Annotated in this window: 22 protein-coding genes; 18 read left to right on the top strand and 4 right to left on the bottom strand. The window is 47.2% G+C overall.

Going from position 1 to position 22627, the window contains the following annotated elements:
* Positions 1-203: 203 nt before the first annotated feature.
* Positions 204-488 carry a hypothetical protein gene (locus ACTVJH_RS06175; protein ID WP_455988549.1) on the top strand — a complete coding sequence of 95 codons (285 nt, stop codon included), beginning with the start codon at positions 204-206 and terminating at the stop codon, positions 486-488.
* Positions 489-804: 316 nt separating this feature from the next.
* Positions 805-1518 carry a TerC family protein gene (locus ACTVJH_RS06170; RefSeq protein WP_455988547.1) on the top strand — a complete coding sequence of 238 codons (714 nt, stop codon included), beginning with the start codon at positions 805-807 and terminating at the stop codon, positions 1516-1518.
* A gap of 124 nt (positions 1519-1642) precedes the next feature.
* On the opposite strand, the gene ACTVJH_RS06165 is transcribed toward ACTVJH_RS06170, so the two are convergent.
* Positions 1643-1894 (bottom strand): hypothetical protein, encoded by a 252-nt coding sequence (locus ACTVJH_RS06165; protein ID WP_455988545.1) that lies wholly within the window; start codon positions 1892-1894, stop codon positions 1643-1645.
* 479 nt (positions 1895-2373) lie between these two features.
* Between ACTVJH_RS06165 and ACTVJH_RS06160 the strand changes: the two genes are divergently transcribed.
* The 11 genes from ACTVJH_RS06160 to ACTVJH_RS06110 all read left to right on the top strand — a co-directional run bounded on the left by ACTVJH_RS06160 (position 2374) and on the right by ACTVJH_RS06110 (position 16358).
* Entirely contained in the window at positions 2374-3183 is an 810-nt protein-coding gene (locus tag ACTVJH_RS06160) for a KilA-N domain-containing protein (RefSeq protein ID WP_455988543.1), read from the top strand.
* A 783-nt stretch (positions 3184-3966) separates the two neighbouring features.
* A complete protein-coding gene (gene rhuM / locus ACTVJH_RS06155) occupies positions 3967-4611 on the top strand; it encodes a RhuM family protein (protein WP_455988541.1) in 645 nt (214 codons plus the stop codon).
* Between the two features lie 7 nt (positions 4612-4618).
* Positions 4619-5752 carry a hypothetical protein gene (locus tag ACTVJH_RS06150; RefSeq protein WP_455988539.1) on the top strand — a complete coding sequence of 378 codons (1134 nt, stop codon included), beginning with the start codon at positions 4619-4621 and terminating at the stop codon, positions 5750-5752.
* A 238-nt stretch (positions 5753-5990) separates the two neighbouring features.
* Positions 5991-7568, top strand: coding sequence for a DNA cytosine methyltransferase (locus ACTVJH_RS06145; RefSeq protein ID WP_455988537.1), 1578 nt, complete (start codon positions 5991-5993; stop codon positions 7566-7568).
* Entirely contained in the window at positions 7561-7977 is a 417-nt protein-coding gene (locus ACTVJH_RS06140; protein WP_455988535.1) for a very short patch repair endonuclease, read from the top strand. The genes ACTVJH_RS06145 and ACTVJH_RS06140 overlap by 8 nt, the downstream gene beginning before the upstream one ends.
* 2 nt (positions 7978-7979) lie before the next feature.
* Positions 7980-9452, top strand: coding sequence for an ATP-binding protein (locus ACTVJH_RS06135; RefSeq protein ID WP_455988533.1), 1473 nt, complete (start codon positions 7980-7982; stop codon positions 9450-9452).
* Positions 9449-12091 (top strand): Z1 domain-containing protein, encoded by a 2643-nt coding sequence (locus tag ACTVJH_RS06130; RefSeq protein WP_455988531.1) that lies wholly within the window; start codon positions 9449-9451, stop codon positions 12089-12091. Before ACTVJH_RS06135 ends, ACTVJH_RS06130 begins: the two co-directional genes overlap by 4 nt.
* Positions 12084-13040, top strand: coding sequence for a PD-(D/E)XK motif protein (locus ACTVJH_RS06125; protein WP_455988529.1), 957 nt, complete (start codon positions 12084-12086; stop codon positions 13038-13040). Before ACTVJH_RS06130 ends, ACTVJH_RS06125 begins: the two co-directional genes overlap by 8 nt.
* Before the next feature lie 14 nt (positions 13041-13054).
* Complete coding sequence (locus ACTVJH_RS06120; protein ID WP_455988527.1) at positions 13055-15118, top strand: AIPR family protein; 2064 nt, start codon at positions 13055-13057, stop codon at positions 15116-15118.
* 26 nt (positions 15119-15144) lie between these two features.
* The gene (locus ACTVJH_RS06115) at positions 15145-16104 is read left to right on the top strand and encodes an HNH endonuclease (RefSeq protein ID WP_455988525.1); all 960 of its coding nucleotides are present in this window, start codon (positions 15145-15147) and stop codon (positions 16102-16104) included.
* A 5-nt stretch (positions 16105-16109) separates the two neighbouring features.
* Complete coding sequence (locus ACTVJH_RS06110) at positions 16110-16358, top strand: hypothetical protein (RefSeq protein ID WP_455988523.1); 249 nt, start codon at positions 16110-16112, stop codon at positions 16356-16358.
* Between the two features lie 73 nt (positions 16359-16431).
* On the opposite strand, the gene ACTVJH_RS06105 is transcribed toward ACTVJH_RS06110, so the two are convergent.
* Positions 16432-16650, bottom strand: a complete 219-nt coding sequence (locus ACTVJH_RS06105) for a hypothetical protein (RefSeq protein ID WP_455988521.1) — start codon at positions 16648-16650, stop codon at positions 16432-16434.
* A 239-nt stretch (positions 16651-16889) separates the two neighbouring features.
* Between ACTVJH_RS06105 and ACTVJH_RS06100 the strand changes: the two genes are divergently transcribed.
* The 5 genes from ACTVJH_RS06100 to ACTVJH_RS06080 all read left to right on the top strand — a co-directional run bounded on the left by ACTVJH_RS06100 (position 16890) and on the right by ACTVJH_RS06080 (position 21286).
* Positions 16890-17843, top strand: a complete 954-nt coding sequence (locus ACTVJH_RS06100; RefSeq protein ID WP_455988519.1) for a hydrogenase small subunit — start codon at positions 16890-16892, stop codon at positions 17841-17843.
* Between the two features lie 233 nt (positions 17844-18076).
* On the top strand, positions 18077-19777 hold the full coding sequence (locus tag ACTVJH_RS06095; RefSeq protein WP_455988517.1) for a nickel-dependent hydrogenase large subunit: 1701 nt from the start codon (positions 18077-18079) through the stop codon (positions 19775-19777).
* A 59-nt stretch (positions 19778-19836) separates the two neighbouring features.
* Complete coding sequence (locus ACTVJH_RS06090) at positions 19837-20394, top strand: HyaD/HybD family hydrogenase maturation endopeptidase (protein ID WP_455988515.1); 558 nt, start codon at positions 19837-19839, stop codon at positions 20392-20394.
* On the top strand, positions 20367-20657 hold the full coding sequence (locus ACTVJH_RS06085; protein WP_455988513.1) for a HypC/HybG/HupF family hydrogenase formation chaperone: 291 nt from the start codon (positions 20367-20369) through the stop codon (positions 20655-20657). The genes ACTVJH_RS06090 and ACTVJH_RS06085 overlap by 28 nt, the downstream gene beginning before the upstream one ends.
* Before the next feature lie 140 nt (positions 20658-20797).
* Positions 20798-21286 (top strand): hypothetical protein, encoded by a 489-nt coding sequence (locus tag ACTVJH_RS06080; protein ID WP_455988511.1) that lies wholly within the window; start codon positions 20798-20800, stop codon positions 21284-21286.
* 31 nt (positions 21287-21317) lie between these two features.
* Here ACTVJH_RS06080 and ACTVJH_RS06075 read toward each other — a convergent pair whose 3' ends face one another.
* Together ACTVJH_RS06075 and ACTVJH_RS06070 are read right to left on the bottom strand one after the other, a co-directional pair.
* Positions 21318-21644, bottom strand: coding sequence for a hypothetical protein (locus ACTVJH_RS06075; protein WP_455988509.1), 327 nt, complete (start codon positions 21642-21644; stop codon positions 21318-21320).
* Positions 21619-22266 (bottom strand): PAS domain-containing protein, encoded by a 648-nt coding sequence (locus ACTVJH_RS06070; protein ID WP_455988507.1) that lies wholly within the window; start codon positions 22264-22266, stop codon positions 21619-21621. Before ACTVJH_RS06070 ends, ACTVJH_RS06075 begins: the two co-directional genes overlap by 26 nt.
* Positions 22267-22627 lie beyond the last annotated feature (361 nt).

The raw sequence follows: 22627 nt of genomic DNA, 5'->3' as shown, positions 1-22627 counted from the left end.
TCACCTATCTGTTGCTGGCCATTCATTGCCACAAGAACTACCAGGAAAAGGTCTCTATCCGCCGGGTCAGACAGTTGCGCACAGCCATTGAAAACGAGTTGCGTTCAATGCCGGATGATGATTTTGACGAGTCAAATGTAAAAGAGCAAAAATTACAATTTGTTGATGCAAAAACCTAACCGGAAATTACTGAGGTGAGATCAATGTTCAGTGCCCTGAAATCAGCTACTATCCAGACCAATATCCGGTTCAAGACCAAAATTGACGAGGCCACCCTTGTGTCGATTTTGCTTGGCCAGTCGGACCCTGCTCCCTGGGTAGCCCATCTGCATAGTCTGTTTACGGAAATTCCGGATCAGCATTTGCTGCGGCTGCTCAACGAACAAGGAATTTCTTTTTCCGATCTGGAATCACTTTGCCATTGTATGCCAAAGACATATGCCCAATCCTGTGCCGCCAAAATTCATGATCTGGCAAAAACTGCTTAATTGCGCTCTTGCATACATTGACAATACCCCTATCGATTCGTTCCAATGGTAATTCGGAGGTGGTATTGTGCTGATATCTTTTTATATCATATTAATAAGTTAGAAAATTGGCCGCACGTTCGAATCGTGCCGGGCGCACCAGGAGAAACAAGGGATTACGCTACTCAAGCGTAATCCCTTATTTTTTTATCCAACCTGAGTTTCCTTTCCAGATACCGACCCGAAATCGTGCTGAAAGGTTTGCCTTTTTGGGACAATTCGAAGAGAATACCGGGCAGTTCTTTTTCCACCAACTTTCTGCCTCAGGAAGGCCGTCATGCTCGATGCGCTCAGCCTGCTCGCCCTGCTCATGGGTCTTGAACTGGTACTTGGTGTGGACAACGTCCTGGTTATCGCCATTCTTGTTGGCCGACTGCCCGAGGCCATGCAGCAGAAGGCCCGGGTGCTCGGGCTGATCCTGGCCATGGTCGGACGGCTGGTCATGCTCGGGCTGGTTCTGGCCCTGACCGGCCTGACCAATCCGGTCGTTCTCACCTATTCGGTCCGCGATATTGTGCTCATGGCCGGAGGATTCTTTCTCCTGTTCAAGGCGGTTCATGAGATCCATCATACCGTGGAACTGCGCGAGGAAGAGGAACATGTGTCCGGGGCCGCTGCCCGCAACGGTTTTATCGGTGTGATTTCCCAAATCGTCCTCTTGGACATGATCTTTTCCATCGATTCGGTGATAACCGCAGTGGGCCTGACTTCGAAGATATGGGTCATCATTGCGGCCGTGATTCTCTCCTTTGTGATCATCCTCATCTTTGCCAAGCCTATCGGTGACTTCATCCTCCACAATCCGGCCCTGAAAATCCTGGCCCTCTCCTTTTTGATCACCATCGGGGTGACCATCTTTCTAGAAGGCATGCACAAACATGTTCCCAAGGGATACATCTACCTGCCCATGGGATTCGCTTTAGGTGTTGAAATCCTGCAGATGCGCTACGAAAAAAACAGACAACGCCGACGGGCCCGGAAATCTGTCTGAAGAATCGTGTTGTCGGGTTCCGAAAAAAAAAATTGCGTCGAAAATCATTTTTCATAGAATATATTTTATCTACTTATTTTTCATGGATAATACTCGTTTTTCACGCTATGAAAAAATCAAATGATCAAAAAAATGGTTCCTCCGGGAAAAGGGTACTCGGATCGCCGGAGAGCAGATGGGGATATTGATGACCAAAAGCAACTTTGAACGACTGGAACAAGGTAGCTGACGGGACTGCATCCATATCCTTTTCCCTCTCTTTTTTACACTTTTTTATCCCCTCTTTATTCTTCGTCCATATGGGGGTTTTTGAAAAATCAACTACAGATTTTTCAAGAATCCCCCCTGCCCCTTGCCCGTATTTTCGCGGCAGCAAATCGTGACCTTTTTTTGATTATATCTAAAAAAACCCATCATTACGAAATGTTGTATTGCCAATTCTATCTATTCATTTTTAAATTATCCAAATCACCCGCCCTCCCCTTTCAAAAAATACAACTCGAACCATGGTAGGGTCTCATGGTAGGGGTTGTGAAAAACCGTTTGAAATTACAGATTAACATCGAATCATGATTGTGATACCGGGCTTGGAATTTCGTTTTACAAATCGGGACGCTTCATGTCCTCATACGGACATATCACGGCGTGAGCATGTCAACCCCCTGTGTCAGGAAAGATATCGCTTTCAAATTTGCATCCTGGATATCTGCCGAATTCAAACTGTATGTTATAAAGAATTATCAAAGACCAATGCGGGCTATCGCCCGCATTGGATCGGTTTTATCCGCAGATTACGCAAATGGACGCAGATTTAATCCCCTCGAATTCAAGGGGGTTGGAATAGGGAGATAAACTATGGACAAGGCTAAAACCATTACCGTTCTCAGCAAAGAAATTAGAATTACTAAGGAAAATTATATCTCCCTTACCGATATGCTTCGCTCAAAAGACGGCAATTTCTTTATTACGGATTGGCTTAGAAATCGTAATACCCTTGAATACCTTGGTATATGGGAACGAGTCCATAATCCTGATTTTAATTATGGCGAATTCGCCATAATTAAAAGTCAGGCAGGGCTGAACAGTTATAAGATTAGTGTTAAGGAGTGGGTTGCCCAAACCAACGCCATAGGAATACAGGCAAAAGCCGGCCGTTACGGAGGGACATATGCTCACCCTGATATTGCTTTTGAATTTGGTATGTGGATCAGTGCCGAGTTCAAAATATATTTGGTAAAAGAATTTCAGCGACTTAAGGAAGAGGAACAAAAACAGCTTGGTTGGGACGTTAAACGCCAGCTCACCAAAATAAACTATCGTATTCACACCGGGGCCATCAATGAAAACCTTATTCCTCTTGAATTGACCAGGCAGCAAATACGTCATGTTTACGCTTCAGAGGCGGACATTCTCAACATGGCATTGTTCGGAAAGACTGCAAAACAATGGCGTGACAAGCATCCAAAGGATAAGGGTAACATTCGGGATTATGCCAATGTCTCACAGCTGGTCTGTCTGGCAAATCTTGAGACACTCAATGCTCACCTGATTCAGCAGGAATTACAGCAATCGGAAAGGTTACGTTTATTAAACAATACCGCAATCCAGCAGATGCGCTTACTCACAGAAGATGCAGGGATTAAGAAGCTGGAAGGAGAGAAATAGTGAAAAAATTGAACGGGAAATCAAAAAATTTCATTGCAGACTGCCGATAGGCGACATCTGAACGGTGAATCTTGCAGTTCGAGACGAAGGATTTGTCGAGAGGATCAAGAAAGGTACCGGCCGTTTTTAAGCAGGGTGAATGTGAAGGAAGAGCCTGTGACCTATGGTCAGGTTGAGGCGGTATTTGAGAAATGTTTGGGATGGAAGATTTTCGATGGATGCAAATTGTAGTAAATTATCCTTGATTTCAGATGGTTGGCGTATCTTGGGCTGAACCTGGTTGATTCTAAGGCCGAAAAATGGGTTTTTTTTAGCGATAAAAGCAATAGTAGTAGGAATTTAGAGGGGTCAGACCCCATGAGCGTTACAAGAGAGGTGGTAGGTCCGGGATGCCCAGGGCATGATGGATAATTGCCTTTTCTTGGGAGTGGCACGTCTAGATGAGCCAATGCGAGTACAATCAGCTTAGAACCTCCATTTTATAGTTAAAATGGGCTGTTTAAGCGGATAAAAGGGCCTTTTGGGATTGATTTGTGGCGATATCCCAGATAGATACTGAGGTCCGACCCCGGTATCAACTTAGTCAACGATGAAGCCCAAAATCTCAAATCCTCAGCTAGCCTAGCATAACAGCATTGCGTTTGAACTCCGGATCATAAATTCTACGTGTGCTGCTCATCCACTCCTCCTGTTTGATTGTCAGGATAGTGGCTTAACTCCGAGTACACAAGTTTGTAGCAGGATCACCCAGGTCCAACCCCGATATCAGAGAGGAAGATATAAATGCCGGATCAATCAAAAATAGAACCACTGTTAAATCCCGATGAACACGGACTGGGACCGGCTAAAGGGCAGTTTCTGGTTTATCAGGCAGAAGATGGCAAACTGAAGCTGCATGTGCGGTTTGAAGATGAGTCTGTCTGGCTTTCGCAACGGTTGTTGGCTGAATTGTTTCAGAAAGATGTGCGGACCATAAGTGAACATATTCAAAACGTTTACGACGAAGGCGAATTAATGCCGAAGGGAACTATCCGGAAATTCCGGATAGTTCAAAAGGAGGGCATGAGACAGGTTGCCCGCATGGTCGATTTCTACAATCTGGATATGATTATCTCGGTCGGTTATCGGGTAAAAAGCCATGTAGCGACTCGATTTCGTATCTGGGCGACCCAACAGCTCACTGAGTTTATCAAAAAAGGTTTTCTACTGGATGATGAGCGCCTGAAGAATCCGGATCAGCCCTTTGATTATTTTGAAGAGCTGGAACGGCGTATTCAGGATATCCGAACCTCTGAGCGTCGTTTTTATCAAAAAATCACCGATATCTACGCCACCAGTATCGACTACGACCCAACGCTGGATATCAGTATCGAATTCTTCAAAACGGTTCAGAACAAAATGCACTGGGCCATTACCGCATATAATTAGGAGTTCAATGATTCTTTATCAGGAAGATGAGATTTCAGAAGAAGATGTATTGATCGAAGATTTAAAGCAATACAAAGATAAGCAGACAATTGTAATCGTCAAATTGATCAACAAAGGATTTTCCAGATATGAAATTCATCATTTACTGGCAAAAATATATCCCGAAAAAAAAGATAAATGGGCAAAATCAAGGTTAAAGTTATACGAATCTGCCTATGGATTTTTGGGCTTTTTTGATGCTTCATGCAGTACATTTAGAATTAATGTAAAAAGAAAAAATATTAACAAATCTGATTTGGATATTTATCTTCAATCGAATAATATTACAGAGCAAAAATTAATATCATTATATGAAGAACTCGCAAAAAAATATGATGAAGGCATTATAGCGATCAACAGCAAAGAAAAAGATAGAAACAAAATCTTGATTACATTGTTGAACAGAGAAATTGGCATTACGAAAAAGACAACAAAAGGCGCTATTACAAGTCGCAGAAAAATGACTTGCCAAGCCAAGGATGCAACGATGCCCTGGAAACGCATCCTCGTAAGAAGCGGATTCCTCGGCCGGGAGCAGGAGGCGGGGTTCTCTCTGGAAGAGGAAACCCCGGGCAATCGAAATTACCTGGATAAAATTCTTGCAAAAGGTCAATTCGGGGAGATACGAGAAAACATTTTCATGCCAAATGAAGCACAAATCGACGAGGCCATCTGGCTTGCAGCCGTTGAAAATCTCCATTCCGGAGCCGAGAGCGGCCGCGCGGATGATCTCGAGATCATGGACACCTACATGGCCGGCCTGGTCAGATGGCTCAATTATATCGACATCAAAATGACATTCAGTTGTGACGGACATGGACAAAGGCCGCCAAAAATCGATGTCTCCTCTCATGATATTGAAATTGCACTCTGGATTTTGAAGACCAGAAGCCATTTCTTTCGAAAACATGCCCACTTTTCAATCAGCTATCAGCAACTGAACCAGGGACGAGATGTATCACCTGCCCACACGACGAACCGTTACCGACTGCTCGAGGTTGCGGAATGGCTGCACGAGAAACGGGATGAGCTGAAGGATCTTGTTGGAAAGATGAGAAACATAAGCGAGAGAGGTGGTAGGCCCGGGATGCCCAGGGCATGATGGATAATTGCCTTTTCTTGGGAGTGGCAAGCCTAGATGAGCCAATGAAAGCGAGTACAATCAGCTTAAAACATCCATTTTATAGTTAAAATGGGCTGTTTAAGCGGATAAAAGGGCCTTTTGGGAATGATTTGTGGCGATATCCCAGATAGATACTGAGGTCCGACCCCGGTATCAACAAAAGGACTACACTATTCCCAACAACATATTTTCAACCTAGCAACCAAAACTGATTAGCATGATTAACGATCTCACAGTAATTGACATCTTTGCCGGCTCGGGCGGCCTGGCGGAAGGTTTTTCTACATTTCAAAGCAAAAACACAAACCGATTCAAATTGGGACTCTCAATAGAGAAAGATCCACATGCATTTAAAACTCTTCAGCTGCGGACATTTTTCAGAGCTTTAAACCATCAGGACAAAGACTCTTACTATAGTTATCTACGTGGAGAAATCAGTCGCCAAGATTTATTTGAGAAGCATCCTTATGCAAAAATTGCTGCTTCAAACAAAACACTCTTGGCCGAACTCGGCAGCAAAGATTCATGCCTGAATGATCAGATCGACCTTCGAATTTCCCAAGCGATAGGTTCAAACAAACACTGGGTTCTCATTGGCGGTCCTCCATGCCAAGCTTACTCGATTGTTGGTAGATCTAGAAACAAAGGTAAGGTCGATTATGTAGCAGAAAAAGATGATAGGCACTTCCTTTACATGGAGTACCTCAGGATTATCAAAGCTCACAGGCCATCAATTTTTGTTATGGAAAATGTTCGAGGCATCATTTCCTCAAAGATCAATGGAGAAAAAATTTTTCCAAAAATACTTAAGGACCTTGCTCGACCTTATAATGGCTCGCAGCTGTCAACTCTTACCGCCAATGAACTAAAATACAATCTGTATTCTCTTGATCGACACAAATCATGGTCATCTCACGCTGAAAAGAATCCTGATCCAAACGAATTTCTCATCAAATCCGAAGACTATGGTGTCCCTCAGGCGCGGCATCGAGTATTCGTTGTAGGAGTCCGCAGTGACATCGATACCGGGACAATTCCCTTGCTCTCCAAACGAGACCGAACAACTGTTCGAGACGTTCTGAAGGATCTTCCATTTCTTGAAAGCCAACTCTCCAAAGGGGAAGGCAAGAAGCCATTTTCTTATTGTAACCAGCTATACGAAGCGATTGAGATGAACTGGTTCGAAGAAATTTTGTCAATGAACTTTCCGGATGAAGTCAAGCACCGCATGCGGAGTCGCATTGAACAGGCAGTCGCCCACAAACTTCCCAATCCTTTCCCTGAAACGGGTGCAGAGATTGTCAACCACCAACCACAGTGTGACGCACTCGATGGTTGGTATCAGGACGGGAAACTCAACTTTGTATGCAATTCAACAACAAGAACCCACATACTGCTGGATCTTTACAGGTATCTTTTCGCTTCCGTCTTTGCTGAAATATTTGGCGTAAGCCCGAAGCTTTCTGAATTCCCGGAAGCTCTTCTTCCGGAACATGCTAACGCGAAATCAGGCCACTTCGATGACCGATTCAGAGTTCAAATCGCCGACCAGCCTTCCTCAACCATTACAAGCCATCTTGCCAAGGATGGTCACTTCTTCATCCATTACGACCCGGAGCAATGCAGAAGTCTGACTGTCCGTGAAGCTGCGAGACTACAGACTTTCCCTGATAACTATTTTTTCGAAGGCCCTAGAACTGCCCAGTTCTCTCAAGTTGGAAACGCTGTTCCGCCCTTCCTAGCTCACCAGATAGCGGAAGTAATTTGGAACATATTTCATAGAAATAATGGCTGACACTATCTCAAAAAAACGAAGAAGCTGGAACATGTCCCGCATCAAAGGAAAGAATACCGGCCCGGAGTTAATCCTACGATCTTTTCTTCATCGTGCCGGATTTCGATTCCGACTTCACGACCCTAACCTCCCAGGACGTCCGGACATTATTCTGAAAAAATATAACACAGTTATTTTCGTTAATGGATGCTATTGGCATCGGCACCAGGGATGTCCAAGAGCCACGACACCCAAGACGAGGACTACATTCTGGCTTAACAAATTTGCTGCAACGGTTGAGCGAGATCGGAAAAAACAGGCTGAACTGGAAGAACTCGGCTGGAATGTGATCGTAGTATGGGAATGTCAGCTTAAGGATGCACCTCAAAGGACTCTTGCAGAAGTTCAAAACCAACTGAAAAAGATCTGACCATGGCCCTAGAGCACCGTCTCCCACCAAGCGCGTCCTCACTCTCGGCATCAATGCGTGACCTTGGCTATTCATTCGAGGCAGCGATTGCTGACCTGATCGACAACAGCATAACAGCACTCGCTACCAAAATTGAAATCATCTACGATCAGACCAGGGATACATTAATCATCGCTGACAACGGCGAGGGAATGAGTCCCGCTGAAGTTATGAATGCCATGAAACACGGAGCAACCAACCCTGGAACGGAAAGAGCACCTCATGACCTTGGCCGCTTCGGGCTCGGACTTAAAACGGCGTCATTATCTCAATGCAGACGTCTGACGGTCACAAGCATCAAAAACGGACTTAGAGGCTCTGTCGAATGGGATCTTGACCTTGTTGACCGCAAAGACGACTGGGTGGTCACGGAGCTCGATTCAATAGAAGTGGATAATCTCCCGTATATTGATCGAATTCGATACGGGGGAACTCTTGTCATCTGGCGCAACCTTGATCGGTTTTACGAAGAGGAAACCGGCACAAAACGGCAGGAGCTGGTCAGCGAAAAACTCAACGCTGCAGAAAAGCACTTAGCCCTCGTTTTCCATCGATACCTGTCCGGGAACATCACAAAACACAAGAAAATATCAATCTCCATAAACGGCCACAAGGTGGTCCCTTTCGATCCCTTTTGCCGGAGTTACAGCACGACTCAGGTACTCCCTGAGGAAATTGTCATGGTCAACGGCTCAACAGTTAAAATGCAACCGTATATCTTACCTCATCACAGTAAGCTGACAGCAGACGACTATAACTTTTACAAAGATAGAAGCGACTTCATCTCAAATCAGGGAGCATACATTTATCGCAATGGCCGACTAATGGCTTGGGGTGACTGGTTCCGACTTATTCCCAAAGGAGAAGCAACCAAACTCGCAAGGGTACAAATCGACTTCAGCAACGACCTTGATGAAGCTTGGACCATCGATATTAAAAAATCACGTGCCCGCCCACCTCTATCTGTTCGAAACAGGCTTCGGCAGATAATTCCCAGAATCACCACTCGCAGTACTCGGGTGCACAGTGGACGCGGACAGAAGCTATTCGATGAAGTAAAAACCCCGATCTGGGAAAGATATGTGGACCAAGGCGGCATACGGTACGATTTGAATGCCGATCACCCACTAGTACAGGGTTTAATCAACGGCCTCGATGAAGCAAACCGGTGCATGTTCAAGATGCTTCTCGATGCAATCCCCTCCTCCCTGCCTCTTGAGATGATCTATTCGGATTTTTCAACCTGCCCCAAAAGCATGTCCAAGCTTAGCCAAAAAGACGTAGATATCCTTGAAAAATTGGGAACTTTCAAGAAAACACTTGTTCCGTCGATCATTTCGACACCAGCTGATTTCAAAGAGATTCTCAATTCTACAAAACTTTTCGACGATCACGCAGGCCTAGTTGATGAATTCATCCAAAAGGAGTTCGAATGAACCAACTCGAGAACGAAAAAAGTTTCACTAGCTCAGTTATCAATGCCTTACACATACTCGAAGGGACACCAACAAAAGCCAAAGTCGAAGAAGTAGCACAGGCGTTTGCAGCGCTGCTCAACTATACAGGTAATCTTGGACCAATCATAACAGATGTAATGATAGCCATCGACACCAGGATGGGTACTGGCGTATCTCTGGTTGATGTTGAAGCTGATCACGATGATGAATGGCATTTGAAGAAAGATGACATCCAATGGACTTACTCAGACGCCTATTCTAATTTTCTTAGAAGTGAGAGGTGGAGCCCCGATGTTATTCAATCCTTAAGTGATGTCGGGGATAAAATCCTTGGACACCTTCAGGACCCCAAAAGCGAAGGATACTGGGATCGAAGGGGACTGGTGATTGGGCATGTTCAATCAGGGAAAACCGCAAATTATATGGGGGTCATTGCGAAAGCTGCTGACGCTGGATACAAATTCATTATCGTAATTGCGGGTATCCATAACAACCTGAGAAAACAAACTCAGGAGCGTATCGATCAAGGTTTTGTGGGAAGGTCCAGTGATCCGGAAAATAGAGTTCCCATCGGTGTCGGACTTATTCCAGATTTCCCGAATCCAGCAACATTAACCAATATTCACAACGATTTCCGTAAAGACACAGCCAATCAAAGTGGTTGGAAGATCAATGACTTCAGCAAACCGATCATTCTTGTCATCAAAAAAAACGTTTCAACACTAACTACTCTTTTTAACTGGCTCAAAGAAATGAATGCTCAGGGTGACGGCAAAATTGCTGACGTCCCAATGCTGATGATCGACGATGAAGCAGACCACGCATCTATCAACACCAATAAACCCGATTTGGACCCAACGAAAACCAACTCAAAAATAAGAAGTATTTTAGGACTCTTCGCAAAGTCCTGCTACATTGGCTATACGGCCACACCTTTTGCAAATATTTTTATTAATCCGGAATCCTATGACGAAGAAGTATATGAAGAGCTGTTCCCCCGCGATTTCATATACTGTCTGGATGCTCCCACCACATATTTCGGTCCCGACAAGGTGTTCTTGGAAGAGGAAAAAAGTGAACGAATTTTATCTCCAATTTTTGATTGCGAAAATTATATTCCATTTAAACACAATAAGGATGATATCATAACCGCTCTTCCTCCAAGCCTTTACACTGCTATCAACCAGTTTGTTCTTGCGAGAACCATTCGTAACATTAGAGGACAATCCAACAAACACTGCTCGATGATGGTAAATGTATCCAGATTTGTCGTTATCCAGAATCAAGTACGAGACTTCATTAGTGTATTTGTCAACAATCTGAAAGATGCCGTAAAAACAAACTATGCGATGCCGGAAGAAGTCTCAAATCAAAACAGCTACATGAGGAAGATGAAGAAAGTCTTTCTTGATGAATATGTTTCATGTGGATTCGAGTGGGGTGATGTCAAAGCTTCGTTATATGAAGCCACTGAAAAATTGAGGATTTTTGTAGTCAACAGCAAGTCAGATGAAGTTTTAGACTACAAAAAATATGAGAATGAAGGCAGCAGTCTGACCGCAATCGCAGTCGGAGGATTGAGCCTTTCACGCGGACTCACCATTGAAGGCCTATGCGTAAGCTATATATATCGCAATACGCGGATGTATGATACGCTCATGCAAATGGGACGCTGGTTTGGCTATCGCCCGGGATTCGAAGACCTTTGCCGAGTCTACTTGGCCCAAGATTCGATAAACTGGTATGCACACATTGCAGAAGCTTCGGAAGAGCTACGTATGCAGATTAAAAGAATGCGTCGAGCAAAGCTGAGTCCCAAGCAGTTTGGATTGTATGTCAGAGCCCATGAAGACAGTCTGTTGATAACTGCACCAAACAAAATGCGTTCAGGTGAAAAGATAACATTTAAATACAACCTCAGTGGAAAATTGATAGAAAGCTACATCCTCCCAACAGATGTCGATATTAACCGACAAAATGAAGAACTTATCTCGCAGTTCTGGAAAAAAGGGTTCGGGAAAGACATCGAGGCGACCACTAAAGGGTGGGTAGTCAAGGATGTTTCCGTAGCTCTGATTGAGGAATTCTTAACAAGATTTCAAACACATCATTCATTTGCCGAAAAAAAATCCGCAATCATTGACTACCTACAAGCTATTTCGGATCAGTACCCTGAGGGGGACGTCCTTTTGATTTCGATTAGAGGCAATGGAGAAAACTCATCCCAATATATGCTCGGGACTCAAGGAAGACCGAGTGCCAAGCGGGTTGCAGATGCGTGGCAGGCCAGCAAATACCGTGTGGCGAGCCGAGGGGATGAAAAACTCGGCTTATCAGATTCCCAACAGGAAAAAGCCGAGTCTGATGCCGCCAGTAAAGACGAGACCACCTCCGACTATCATTACAGAGCAGTACGCCAAAAGCCGCTGTTAATGATCCACATCCTTGGTCCTGTCGGTAAAGAGAATCCCCAGAACCGCGTGCCTGCATTCGGAGTCAGTTTTCCGCCTGGCAATTACCAAACTGAAGTCGAAGTTGTGGCCAACAGCGTATGGATCAACAAAATGCATGGAGAGATTATCGACAGCCCGGATGATGAGGATGACTACGATGAGTAAATATACACCATGGGATGACATCCAGACTCCTAAATCTGATTATAACGTCCGTCATATTCCTAACAGCTATCCTATTGAAGCATTCTGGGGGAAAAACAGTGCCGGCAAATGCTTATTTATTTTAGAGTTGGATGGCGATCATTCTGATTACTTTCGGGCCAACACAACATCTATAAAAGGACTCAGTATCGATCTGAGGCAGGACAGAGAGGAGAATAAACAACGCCTAGTTATAACCTTGGAGCAACGCGTTGATGCAGATTTATTTCAAAGTCTGTGTAGCACTTTAGTTTCCTCTTTAGAGCCAGTGTCTGCTTCTGCTGAAGCTCTTGTAATAGCTCTCACGCATATCAAACGCTGGAAAGTTTTTTTTGCTGGTCAGCGAAGAAATCTTCTTACGGCTGAGGAGGTAAGAGGACTGTTCGCCGAGCTCCATTTTCTTAGGCTCTTGTATCAAGGTAGGTTCACCCAGGATTCTGCGATGGAAGCTTGGTGCGGACCGGCGGGTTCGCACCAGGATTTTATATATGAAAACACTGCGGTGGAAATCAAATCCTTATCAGGGCACGAAAGGAACTCCGTCCGAATTTCATCAGAAGATCAACTCGAAACGCAGTGCGACAGCCTGTTTTTAGTGACCTTCAAGCTTGTCTCCAGTACATCCAACGGTCAGTCGCTTAACGACCTCATCAAACTGATCTATGATGAACTATCCGAAAGCTCAGCGATCGAAACCTTTTCGTTGAAGTTGATAGCAGCCGGATATGTTGAATTGCAGGAATACAATTCCCCAAGTCTGCAGGTTGTCGAGATACAACCCTATCAACTTACAGAAGAATTCCCACGGCTGATTCGGTCAAGCCTGCCAAATGGAATTATTCGTGTTAGCTATGAGATCAAACTTGAAAGCATTACAGCCTTTAAGAGCGAAATAGGTAGAGTCATCTAACAGGAGGTAGTTTGTTGTCTGTTCAAGAATTTTACCATGATTTCCGACAGAGTTTTATGGCAGACGCTGAAGCCAACAGTAGTTTTCAGCTCGAGTCCTTTGTCGAAATGATTGCCCAAGATCTCGTTGAAGCCAACATTATGGATGGTTTTGAGTTTTGCCATTATCGCGCAAAAGGAATCCAAGTTGATGGCTACTGGCTGAACGATGAAGGAGTACTTAATCTTATCGTGGCAGATTTTAAGTGCAGAGATGATCTAAAATCACTTACAAAAACTGAAATTAATTCGATATTCAAACGTGTTACCAATTTTTTTGAATCAAGTATAAACAAAAAACTCTTTGAGAGCCTGGACGAGACAACTCCAGAATATGGGCTTTCCCGCGAAATTGCAGACAGAAAAAGAAACATCCGTAGAGTGAATTTCTTTCTGCTATCAGAACGTACTCTCAGTGACAGATTTAAAAGCTACGATGCCCCTAAAGATTCTTTCATCCCGATGACTTTCCACATCTGGGATATGTCCAGGCTTTTTCGTCAACAAAACTCAAAAGGTCAGAAAGAGCCGCTAAACCTCGATCTGGTTGAACTGTTTGGCACTGGACTATCCTGTCTTCCCGCCCACCTTGGAGAAGATACATTTCCCTCGTTCCTCGTTGTTATGCCTGGTGAGATTCTTTCAAAACTATACGAAAGGCATGGAGCCAGACTTCTTGAGCAAAATGTGCGCACATTTCTGCAGGCACGTGGAAACGTAAACAAAGGCATCAGGAACACGATCATCAACGAACCGGAGATGTTCTTCGCATATAACAACGGGATCACAGCCACAGCTCAATCCGTTGAAACCCACCCATGTAAATATGGAATTCAGATCACCCGAATCAAAGACCTCCAGATCGTCAACGGAGGACAGACGACCGCTTCCTTATTCCACACATACAACAAGAACAAAAAAGATATCACACTGGATAAAATTTTTGTTCAGATGAAGCTCTCCGTCATCTCTAGCGAGGACAGCGAAGCCATCGTTCCCTTGATCTCGGAATATGCGAACACTCAAAACAAAGTCAGTGCTTCAGATTTCTTCTCCAATCATCCCTTTCACATCCGCATAGAAGGTTTCTCAAGGCGAAAGTATGTGCCCGCCAAAGAAGGAGAACAGCGAGAAACTAAATGGTTTTACGAAAGAGCTCGAGGTCAATATGCCGACGAACAAAGCAAACTCACCGAGGCCGAAAAAAAACGATTTAAGGCCGAGAACCCACGCCCGCAGATGTTTACCAAAACTGATCTCGCCAAGTTCGAAAACGTTTGGGAAGAGCATCCCAGATTTGTCTGCCTCGGAGCACAAAAAAATTTTGCAGAGTTTGCAAAACGTATCGGCAAAGAATGGATTTTGTCTCCAAACAATTTCAACGAATTTTATTACCAGCGGCTTATTGCGCGTGGGATCATATTCCGCACTACTGAAAAGATTGTATCTGCTCAACCTTGGTATGACGGAGGCTACCGTGCGCAGATTGTTGCCAATACACTGGCCATGATAAACGAAATATGCAAGCGACAAAAAGTAGCCATAGATCAATTAAAAATATGGAATAAGCAGAGAGTTTACCCGTCTCTTCTAGAAATGATTACGATCACCGCAAAAGTTGTAAATGACGACATCATTCATCCCCCCGAAGGCACTTCGAACATCGGGGAATGGTGTAAAAAAGAGGGATGCTGGTCACGACTTCAAACTCTTATTCCAGCACTCGAAGCAGATCTCCCTGATGATTTTCTAATGGATGCGATCCCCATCAAAGAAGAGGCCACACAAGCTAACGATGCAAAAACAACCCAAAAAATTGATAACGGGATTAACGCTCAAACAAAGGTCGTCAAAACATCTCGTGCCACTTGGGAAATGGTTCTAAAAGTTGGGCTTAAAGATAAATTTCTAACTCCGAAAGAAGCTAATCTGCTGAGGATAGCACAACAAATTCCATTGAAAATTCCGACGGAAAAACAGAGTAAACTATTGGTTGAAATTTTAGAAAAAGCTAAAAAAGAAGGCGTAATAGTCAATTAAGCAACCCATGGGGCTTTTCCAGAAAGATGATGTCCAAACTCCCCCACTACCAGCACCTCTTTGCCAAACTCAATCCCAATAAGAACCGGCACAAGTTTCCGGCGACCACGCGGCATGGGGCGCCGCACAAGCCGTTTCTGCTCCTGGCGATCATGGATCTGGTGGCCGGGGGGCTTGTTTCCGAAAATCGATTCGTGCCTGACCAGGATTTGATCGACAATTTTCTCGTCTATTGGGATGGGATCATGGGGCCGATTCGGCCGGTGAATATCGGGTTGCCGTTTCATCATCTGGCAACACAGGGATTCTGGCATCCGGTACGACGATCTGATGGGGGGACCGGGGCGCCGTCTTCTGCACCCCAACTGCAGAGAACGTATGAATACGCCCGGTTGGATCAGGATCTGTTCATGCTGCTTCTGGATCCCGTAGCCCGGGAGAGTCTACGAAAAGTGCTTGTCGAGACCTATTTTGTCCCGGAGATCCAGGCGAAGGTATGGAAACTGGGCACAACCACGGCTGATTCACTCCAATATGCCCGGATCCTCATGGCCTCCGAGAACACCCGGGAGTATCGTCCGGAAAACGATCCGCCTTCCCGTCCGGTCAAGGATCAGGGATTCAGACGTGCAGTTGTTCGGGTCTATTCCAACCGCTGCGCCCTGTGCGGTATCCGCATGATCACTCCGGACGGCCACACTGCTGTTGATGCGGCCCACATCAAGGACTGGGCCATCTCCCACAACGACCATCCCACCAATGGGTTTGCCCTGTGCAAGCTCTGCCACTGGTCGTTCGATAATGGACTGGTCACGGTCAACGATTCCCTGCGTATCGAGGTTTCCAGCGTGGTCAGACAGGACCCGAACCTTCCCGGTCATCTGGCGTCCTTTCAGGATCGGGACATCATCCTTCCCCGGGATCATGACATGTACCCGTCCAAGGAAAATCTGGTCTGGCATCGAAAAGAATGTTTTGTGGGATAATTGTTGTGGCGGAAGAGGGAAAACGGTTGAACGGAGACAGGAGGCAATCAACAAGCGTCATCCCGAACCTGATCCGGGATGACGGCGATTACCACAAACCCGGCTCCAAAATCGGCAGCTTTTTTTCAGAACCCGACATCCCCCTTGCCTTTCTCTGCGCCACCGCATCTCTGCGGGAGAATGGTTTTTCCTTTTTGATCAGGTTCTGTTACCTGAATCTGTTTCTCCATTTTCAGCTGCTCACTCAATGCTAGCGGCAGCCTCAGTCCCCAAATCCCTCGAAAGATCCTCCACGTTTCCTTTCCTCATATTTCCACGAGCATAATCCTATCCGCCCTCCCCTTCTCCCTCCTCCCCTTCTCCCTTCTCCCTCCTCCCCTTCTCCCTCCTCCCCTTCTCCCTCCTCCCCTTCTCCCTCCTCCCCTTCTCCCTTCTCCCTCCTCCTTTCCCACCTTCTCCCGTGTTTTTCTCTGCGCCACCGCGCCTTTGCACGAGAATGGTTTTTCCGTGTTGCTCAGGTTCTGCTACCCGACCGAATACTTTCAATCGAAACTCCCGCAAGTTTGTAAGCAGAACGCATAGTCATTCCTAATAAAACATATATTTCATGATAGACGCATGCTATATTGCAAAACCCTATTGCATCTTTTTATTCTTTGGAATACAGATGTGATAATTTTGTATTTTATCCCATTCAGAAGCATTCGCAGCAGTACAATCGTAACAGCAACTCATGCTGGTCGTTTGTTTTCAGATTATTTTGTACCTTTAACAAGGGGGAAGACATGACGTGTCTCAACGGGCTTGGAAAAGGCTGTGCCGAAGCACACCTTGCCAATGGAGAAGTTTCACGGCGTGATTTCATGAAATTCTGTACCGCAGTGGCTGCAGTCATGGGGATGGAGGCATCTTTTGCACCCCGGGTGGCTGAAGCCTTGACCCGGAAAAAACGCCCTTCGGTGGTCTATCTTCACAACGCCGAATGCACGGGATGTTCAGAGGCGATTTTGCGTACGGTTGCCCCGTACATCGATGATTTGATTCTGAACACGATTTCGCTGGATTACCACGAAACCCTGATGGCCGCAGCCGGTCATGCCGCCGAAGAGGCGCTGGAACAGGCGGTTTCGAATCCTGAAGGGTATATCTGTGTCATTGAAGGGGCCATTCCCACGAAAGACGGCGGCATCTACGGAAAAATCGCCGGGCATACCATGCTGGATATCTGCAGCAGGATCGCCCCAGGGGCAAAAGCGGTTATCGCCATGGGCACCTGTGCAACGTATGGCGGTGTTCAGGCTGCATCCCCCAATCCCACAGGGGCCAAGGGGATCGGTGACGCATTGAAACACCTCGGAGTCAAACCCATCAATATCTCGGGTTGCCCTCCAAATCCCTACAATTTCGTGGGCACGGTGGTCCATCTTCTGACCAAGGGAATGCCGGAACTCGACAGCCTGGGTCGACCGGTCATGTTCTACGGTACAACGGTACATGAAATGTGCCCCCGGCTGAAACATTTCGAAAATGGAGAGTTTGCACCCTCCTTTGATTCAGAAGAGGCACGCAAGGGATGGTGCCTGTATGAACTGGGTTGCAAGGGTCCGTATACCTATAACAACTGCCCCAAGGTCAAGTTCAATCAGACCAACTGGCCCGTTGAAGCCGGTCATCCCTGCATCGGCTGCAGCGAGCCCGAATTCTGGGATGCCATGAGTCCCTTCTACGAGGAAGGATAGGGACGGACGAAGCGATCATGCATGTTCGCTCTGCTCCGGGATGCCGAAAAACCATGTCTGGGACGCTCAGAGACAAAAAGACTCCTGCAGGATGTTTCATGCTGATCTCCTGCCCCCGGTGTTCTTTGGTGTGTTCTTCGGAAAACTGCGTGTAACACGTTGACCATCCTGCATGTTTTCCCGGCATGGCCGGGAAACTGAAAAAAGATCCACATTTCAAGGAGGATTCATTTATGTCCGGTTGTCATCCCAAAGCCGCTCCGGCGGCCGCTGTTCCACCAAAAGGTAATTTTAGCGGCCCTATTGTCATCGATCCCATCACCAGGATCGAGGGTCACCTGCGTATTGAAGTCGAGGTAGACAATGGCAGGGTTTCCAAGGCCTGGTCCAGTGCCCAGCTCTTCCGTGGCCTGGAGATCATTCTCAAGGGCCGCGACCCTCAGGACGCTCAGCATTTTACCCAGCGTACCTGCGGGGTCTGCACCTACACACATGCCCTGGCATCCACGCGTTGTGTCGAAAATGCCCTGGATGTTCATATTCCGGAAAATGCAACCCTGATCAGAAATCTGGTCCTTGGGGCTCAGTATCTTCATGATCACATCGTCCACTTCTATCATCTTCACGCTCTGGACTGGGTGGATGTGGCCGCTGCAATCAACGCCGACCCGGTCAAGGCTGCAACCATCGCGGCGCAGAACTATCCGGGCAGGCATTCGGCAGAAGAGTTCAGGACCGTTCAGAAACAGCTCAAGGCCCTGGTCGATTCCGGCCAGCTGGGTATTTTTACCAACGCATATTTTCTCAATGGACACGCCTCCTATTACCTGACCCCTGAAGTCAATCTCATTGCAACGACCCATTACCTCCAGGCCCTCCGGCTGCAGGTAAAGGCGGCCCGGATGATGGCCGTTTTCGGGGCCAAGAACCCCCATACCCAGTTCACGGTAGTCGGCGGTGTAACCTGTTACGATAGCCTGCGGCCGGAAAGAATCCAGGAATTCGAAGACCTGCACAACGAGGTCACAACCTTCGTGGAACAGGTCTATATTCCCGATCTTCTGGTCATCGGGGGCGCGTACAAGGATTGGGCTTCCATCGGAGGATGTACCAATTTCATGAGTTTTGGCGACTTTCCCACCGATGAATACGATCTCGAGAGCCGGTACTTTCCTCCGGGAGTGATCATGGACCGGAATCTGGGTCAGGTGGATCCCTTTGAACCGCAGTATATCGAAGAGCATCTCGCCCATAGCTGGTACAAGGGAAGCAAGGCATCGCATCCCTACGAAGGCGTTACCGATCCTCAGTACACCAGCCTGGAAGACAAGGAACGCTATTCCTGGATGAAAGCACCCAGATACAGGGAAGAAGCCATGGAAGTCGGTCCACTGGCCCACATCCTGGTTGCCTATGGTCGGGGACACCAACCCTCGGTTGACGCTGTGAATATGGTGCTGGGCAAATTGGGAGTCGGCAAGGAGGCACTTTTTTCCACGCTGGGCCGGACCGCTGCCCGTGGTATCGAGACCTTGATCACCGCCCAGGAAATGGGCAAATGGATTATCGAGCTCAAGGGAAACCTGGCTGCAGGCAAAAATGAAATCTGTGCCAGTTGGGATATGAAGAAGGAAGCCAGGGGCGTTGGTTTTGTCAATGCGCCTCGAGGCGGTCTGAGTCATTGGATCCGCATCGAGGATGGCAAGATAGGCAACTTCCAGCTGGTTGTGCCCTCGACATGGAATCTCGGTCCCCGGTGTGCCGCAGGGAAACCGAGTGCGGTCGAAGAGGCGCTCATGAATACCCCGGTCTTTGATGCTGCCCGGCCGGTGGAAATTCTGCGTACGGTGCACTCTTTTGATCCCTGCATCGCCTGCGGCGTGCATGTGATCGATTCCAAAACCAATGAAGTGCACAAATTCAAAATTCTATAAATCCATTATCCCCCGGCAGCATGGCTGCCGGGGGATATGACGCAAGCACAAAGGGAGTCATGGTGACTGCATTCCCGGAACAAACACCCCGCATACTGATTCTTGGTGTTGGCAATATCCTGTTCACCGATGAAGGTATCGGAGTCAGGGCAGTGAACTATCTGATTGAAAAATTCACTTTTTCCGACAATGTGACATTGAGGGACGGAAGCACATTGGGTATTGAGCTCATGGACCCGATCATGCAATGCGACCAGCTTGTCGTGCTGGACGCCGTGCTGGGTGACGAACCGCCCGGCAGTATCTACCGACTTACCGGGGAGGATCTGCGAAAGAGCATTTCTTTCCGAAACTCCATGCACCAGACCGATCTCGTGGACACCCTGATTTTCTGCAGACTGGCAGGGAAATGCCCTGATGCGGTTATCATCGGCATGGAACCCCGGGACATGGAAACCATGTCCATTGAACTTTCATCCTTGGTCAGAAAACGCATACCCGTGATGGCTGTTCGCGTTCTTGAAGAGATTCAAAATCTTGGCGGTGAATACGATCCGCGGATTTCCGATATTCCCCAGGGAGGTAGCGTATGTGTCTCGCGGTTCCAGCACAAATAGAATCTCTTGAAAACGGCGTTGCCCGATGCCGGATCGGCGGGGGCGACACGTTTTTGCAGGTATCGACCATGCTTCTGGAAAAACAACCCTGCGTGGGAGAATATGTCATTGTCCATGCCGGTTTTGCCCTGCATACTCTCGATGTCGAAAAAGCCGAGGAGTCCCTCGAACTGCTCAGACACATGGCCGAGGAATTTCAACTGGCTGAACAGGAATATAACGCACACAAAATCGAAGACAGAGATCTCCCCTACCCCCATTGACCCCAATCAACACCATTCAGCCTGTTTTTACATTCCACACGACCGCTTACTGTAACCGAGGAAAGCACCCCTCCCCGGTACGCTCATTCACATACTGTACAAAGGGAGAAAACACGCCGGGGGCTGCTCAAGGAAATACCATGATTTCGCATATTCACAACATTCATAACCTGCAAAAAAGATTTGAGGAATTGAAACGTACCTGCACACAGGGATGCAAGGCTGCCTATCGGGCCAGCCAACTTGTCAGCGCCATGAAACAGGGGGCACAGCGTCCTGTGCACCGCAAGCTGACCAGACACGGTGAATTGAGAATCAAGAACTGTAAAAAATTTGATCTGGGGGGTGGATACCGTCTGATAACGGTGCAGCAGGGAACGCATATCCATCTTCTTTATGCGGGGTCTCACGATGATTGCCACCAATGGATAGAGAATCATCGGGGATATGTGCCTGTTGCCGATGATCCCGGAGATGTTTTCACGGTGACCCGACCCGAAACGACCAGCTTTTACGAACAGCCTGAAACCCCTGAAAGGGATTATGAAGATCTCTTGATGCAGAAAATTGACGATCGCATGCTCCGCTGGGTTTTTCGCGGCTTGTGCAATCATCCCTCATCCTCCTGAACGCCGGCCTTGTTTCTCACTCCCCCTGCCCTCAGGCAAGGGCTTTCAATTCGCCAAGACGTTTCCTGAGCTCGGTGCGGACGGGCACGTTTTTCGTGCATGCGGCCAGAACAAACTCCGCTGTGGCATGAATTTTCAGCCATCGGGGCCGGGCCGGCAGGGTGTTTTCGCTGAGATATTTGTCCAGGGTCTGGGTGCGCAGGTAGCCGTCCTTTTCCATGTACACATTCCATATCCTGGATGTCTTGGCCAAATCGGCCTTGGTCTCTCCACTGACTTGCACCCAGCATTCCACCGCCAGATTCATGACCATAACAGCCAAACGCCGTTTGTCAGGACGCTTTTCGATTGCGGACAACCCGTCTGAAAAACGCTCCATCAGGGAACGGACGTTCTTGAGGCCTTCCGAAAAGATCGCAATAGCTGGGACTGGCAAAGATGAATCGTCCTTCAGTGTCCACCTTGACCAGAAGATCCGTAAGACTGTCCACAAGAAGCCGATAATCGGCCTGACTCTCCCGAAGCTCCCTTTCCGTCTGTTTCTGTCCGGTTTCATCGGTAAAGGCGATGAGCACGAAATCGTTGTGTCCATCTGAGACCGGAATAACTGTCAGGGAAAGACTCACGGGCTCAATGTATCCTGCTCGCAGGACATCCAGAACGACTTTGCGTTCTCTGGCAGGTTCGCTGGAACCGAACACATCCACCAGTGCGAGTCTCAGAGGACAGGAGGAACAGGGACCGGAACTGCCGCAGATGGTCCCTGTGGCCGCATTGCGGCAGTTCAATCCGTTGCCGACCCGGCTGCCGACGATCTCGGAATCGCTTTTTTCGGAAAATGCCGATCCGGCCGTGTTCACGGCAGCTATGACACCCTCCCGGTTAATGAGAAACATAGGGATTGGTGCATGGACAAAGGCGGGGCTTTTTCTCAGAGAATCACTGCACTGCTCGAAAGGACAATCTGTGTGCCGGGACATGGGGAGCGTTCTCCTCGATGTGATGCTTCAAGGTATGACAAGAATGATTGAAAAAACCATCTCACACCAGACGATATCTTGATAAAAGCAAGTATGTTACTACAATAGAACTGATTCCACGAATCATAGCCTACCGGAAATGATGACAGTATTCCGGGATGGGAAATTATTCATTACCTGCAATCAGCTTCTGATGACAAGTATGGTCTTCATTGCACATGTCTGAGCGCATCACAACATGTTTTCGGATGCCAAGAAGGGATGCACGCGCAGGCCGACCTGACCCGGGGATGCGGGAACTCGAAGCGGGGCTGATCCGCTCGTGCAGACAGACATGGTCAACGGTTTAAAGATGTGCTAT

This window comes from Desulfoplanes sp. PS50 (genome assembly GCF_053851535.1).
Note: the sequence above shows the minus strand (reverse complement) of the source record. Positions and strands in the feature narration are given on the sequence as shown.

Bases quoted from the DNA above. Each gene is read 5' to 3' on its own strand.
- ACTVJH_RS06125 (WP_455988529.1), top strand. From the start codon at position 12,084: ATGAGTAAATATACACCATGGGATGACATCCAGACTCCTAAATCTGAT.
- ACTVJH_RS06130 (WP_455988531.1), top strand. From the start codon at position 9,449: ATGAACCAACTCGAGAACGAAAAAAGTTTCACTAGCTCAGTTATCAAT.
- ACTVJH_RS06080 (WP_455988511.1), top strand. From the start codon at position 20,798: ATGATTTCGCATATTCACAACATTCATAACCTGCAAAAAAGATTTGAG.
- ACTVJH_RS06115 (WP_455988525.1), top strand. From the start codon at position 15,145: ATGATGTCCAAACTCCCCCACTACCAGCACCTCTTTGCCAAACTCAAT.
- ACTVJH_RS06095 (WP_455988517.1), top strand. From the start codon at position 18,077: ATGTCCGGTTGTCATCCCAAAGCCGCTCCGGCGGCCGCTGTTCCACCA.
- ACTVJH_RS06160 (WP_455988543.1), top strand. From the start codon at position 2,374: ATGGACAAGGCTAAAACCATTACCGTTCTCAGCAAAGAAATTAGAATT.
- rhuM (WP_455988541.1), top strand. From the start codon at position 3,967: ATGCCGGATCAATCAAAAATAGAACCACTGTTAAATCCCGATGAACAC.
- ACTVJH_RS06070 (WP_455988507.1), bottom strand. From the start codon at position 22,266: ATGTCCCGGCACACAGATTGTCCTTTCGAGCAGTGCAGTGATTCTCTG.
- ACTVJH_RS06100 (WP_455988519.1), top strand. From the start codon at position 16,890: ATGACGTGTCTCAACGGGCTTGGAAAAGGCTGTGCCGAAGCACACCTT.
- ACTVJH_RS06150 (WP_455988539.1), top strand. From the start codon at position 4,619: ATGATTCTTTATCAGGAAGATGAGATTTCAGAAGAAGATGTATTGATC.
- ACTVJH_RS06140 (WP_455988535.1), top strand. From the start codon at position 7,561: ATGGCTGACACTATCTCAAAAAAACGAAGAAGCTGGAACATGTCCCGC.
- ACTVJH_RS06145 (WP_455988537.1), top strand. From the start codon at position 5,991: ATGATTAACGATCTCACAGTAATTGACATCTTTGCCGGCTCGGGCGGC.
- ACTVJH_RS06135 (WP_455988533.1), top strand. From the start codon at position 7,980: ATGGCCCTAGAGCACCGTCTCCCACCAAGCGCGTCCTCACTCTCGGCA.
- ACTVJH_RS06170 (WP_455988547.1), top strand. From the start codon at position 805: ATGCTCGATGCGCTCAGCCTGCTCGCCCTGCTCATGGGTCTTGAACTG.
- ACTVJH_RS06175 (WP_455988549.1), top strand. From the start codon at position 204: ATGTTCAGTGCCCTGAAATCAGCTACTATCCAGACCAATATCCGGTTC.
- ACTVJH_RS06090 (WP_455988515.1), top strand. From the start codon at position 19,837: ATGGTGACTGCATTCCCGGAACAAACACCCCGCATACTGATTCTTGGT.
- ACTVJH_RS06085 (WP_455988513.1), top strand. From the start codon at position 20,367: ATGTGTCTCGCGGTTCCAGCACAAATAGAATCTCTTGAAAACGGCGTT.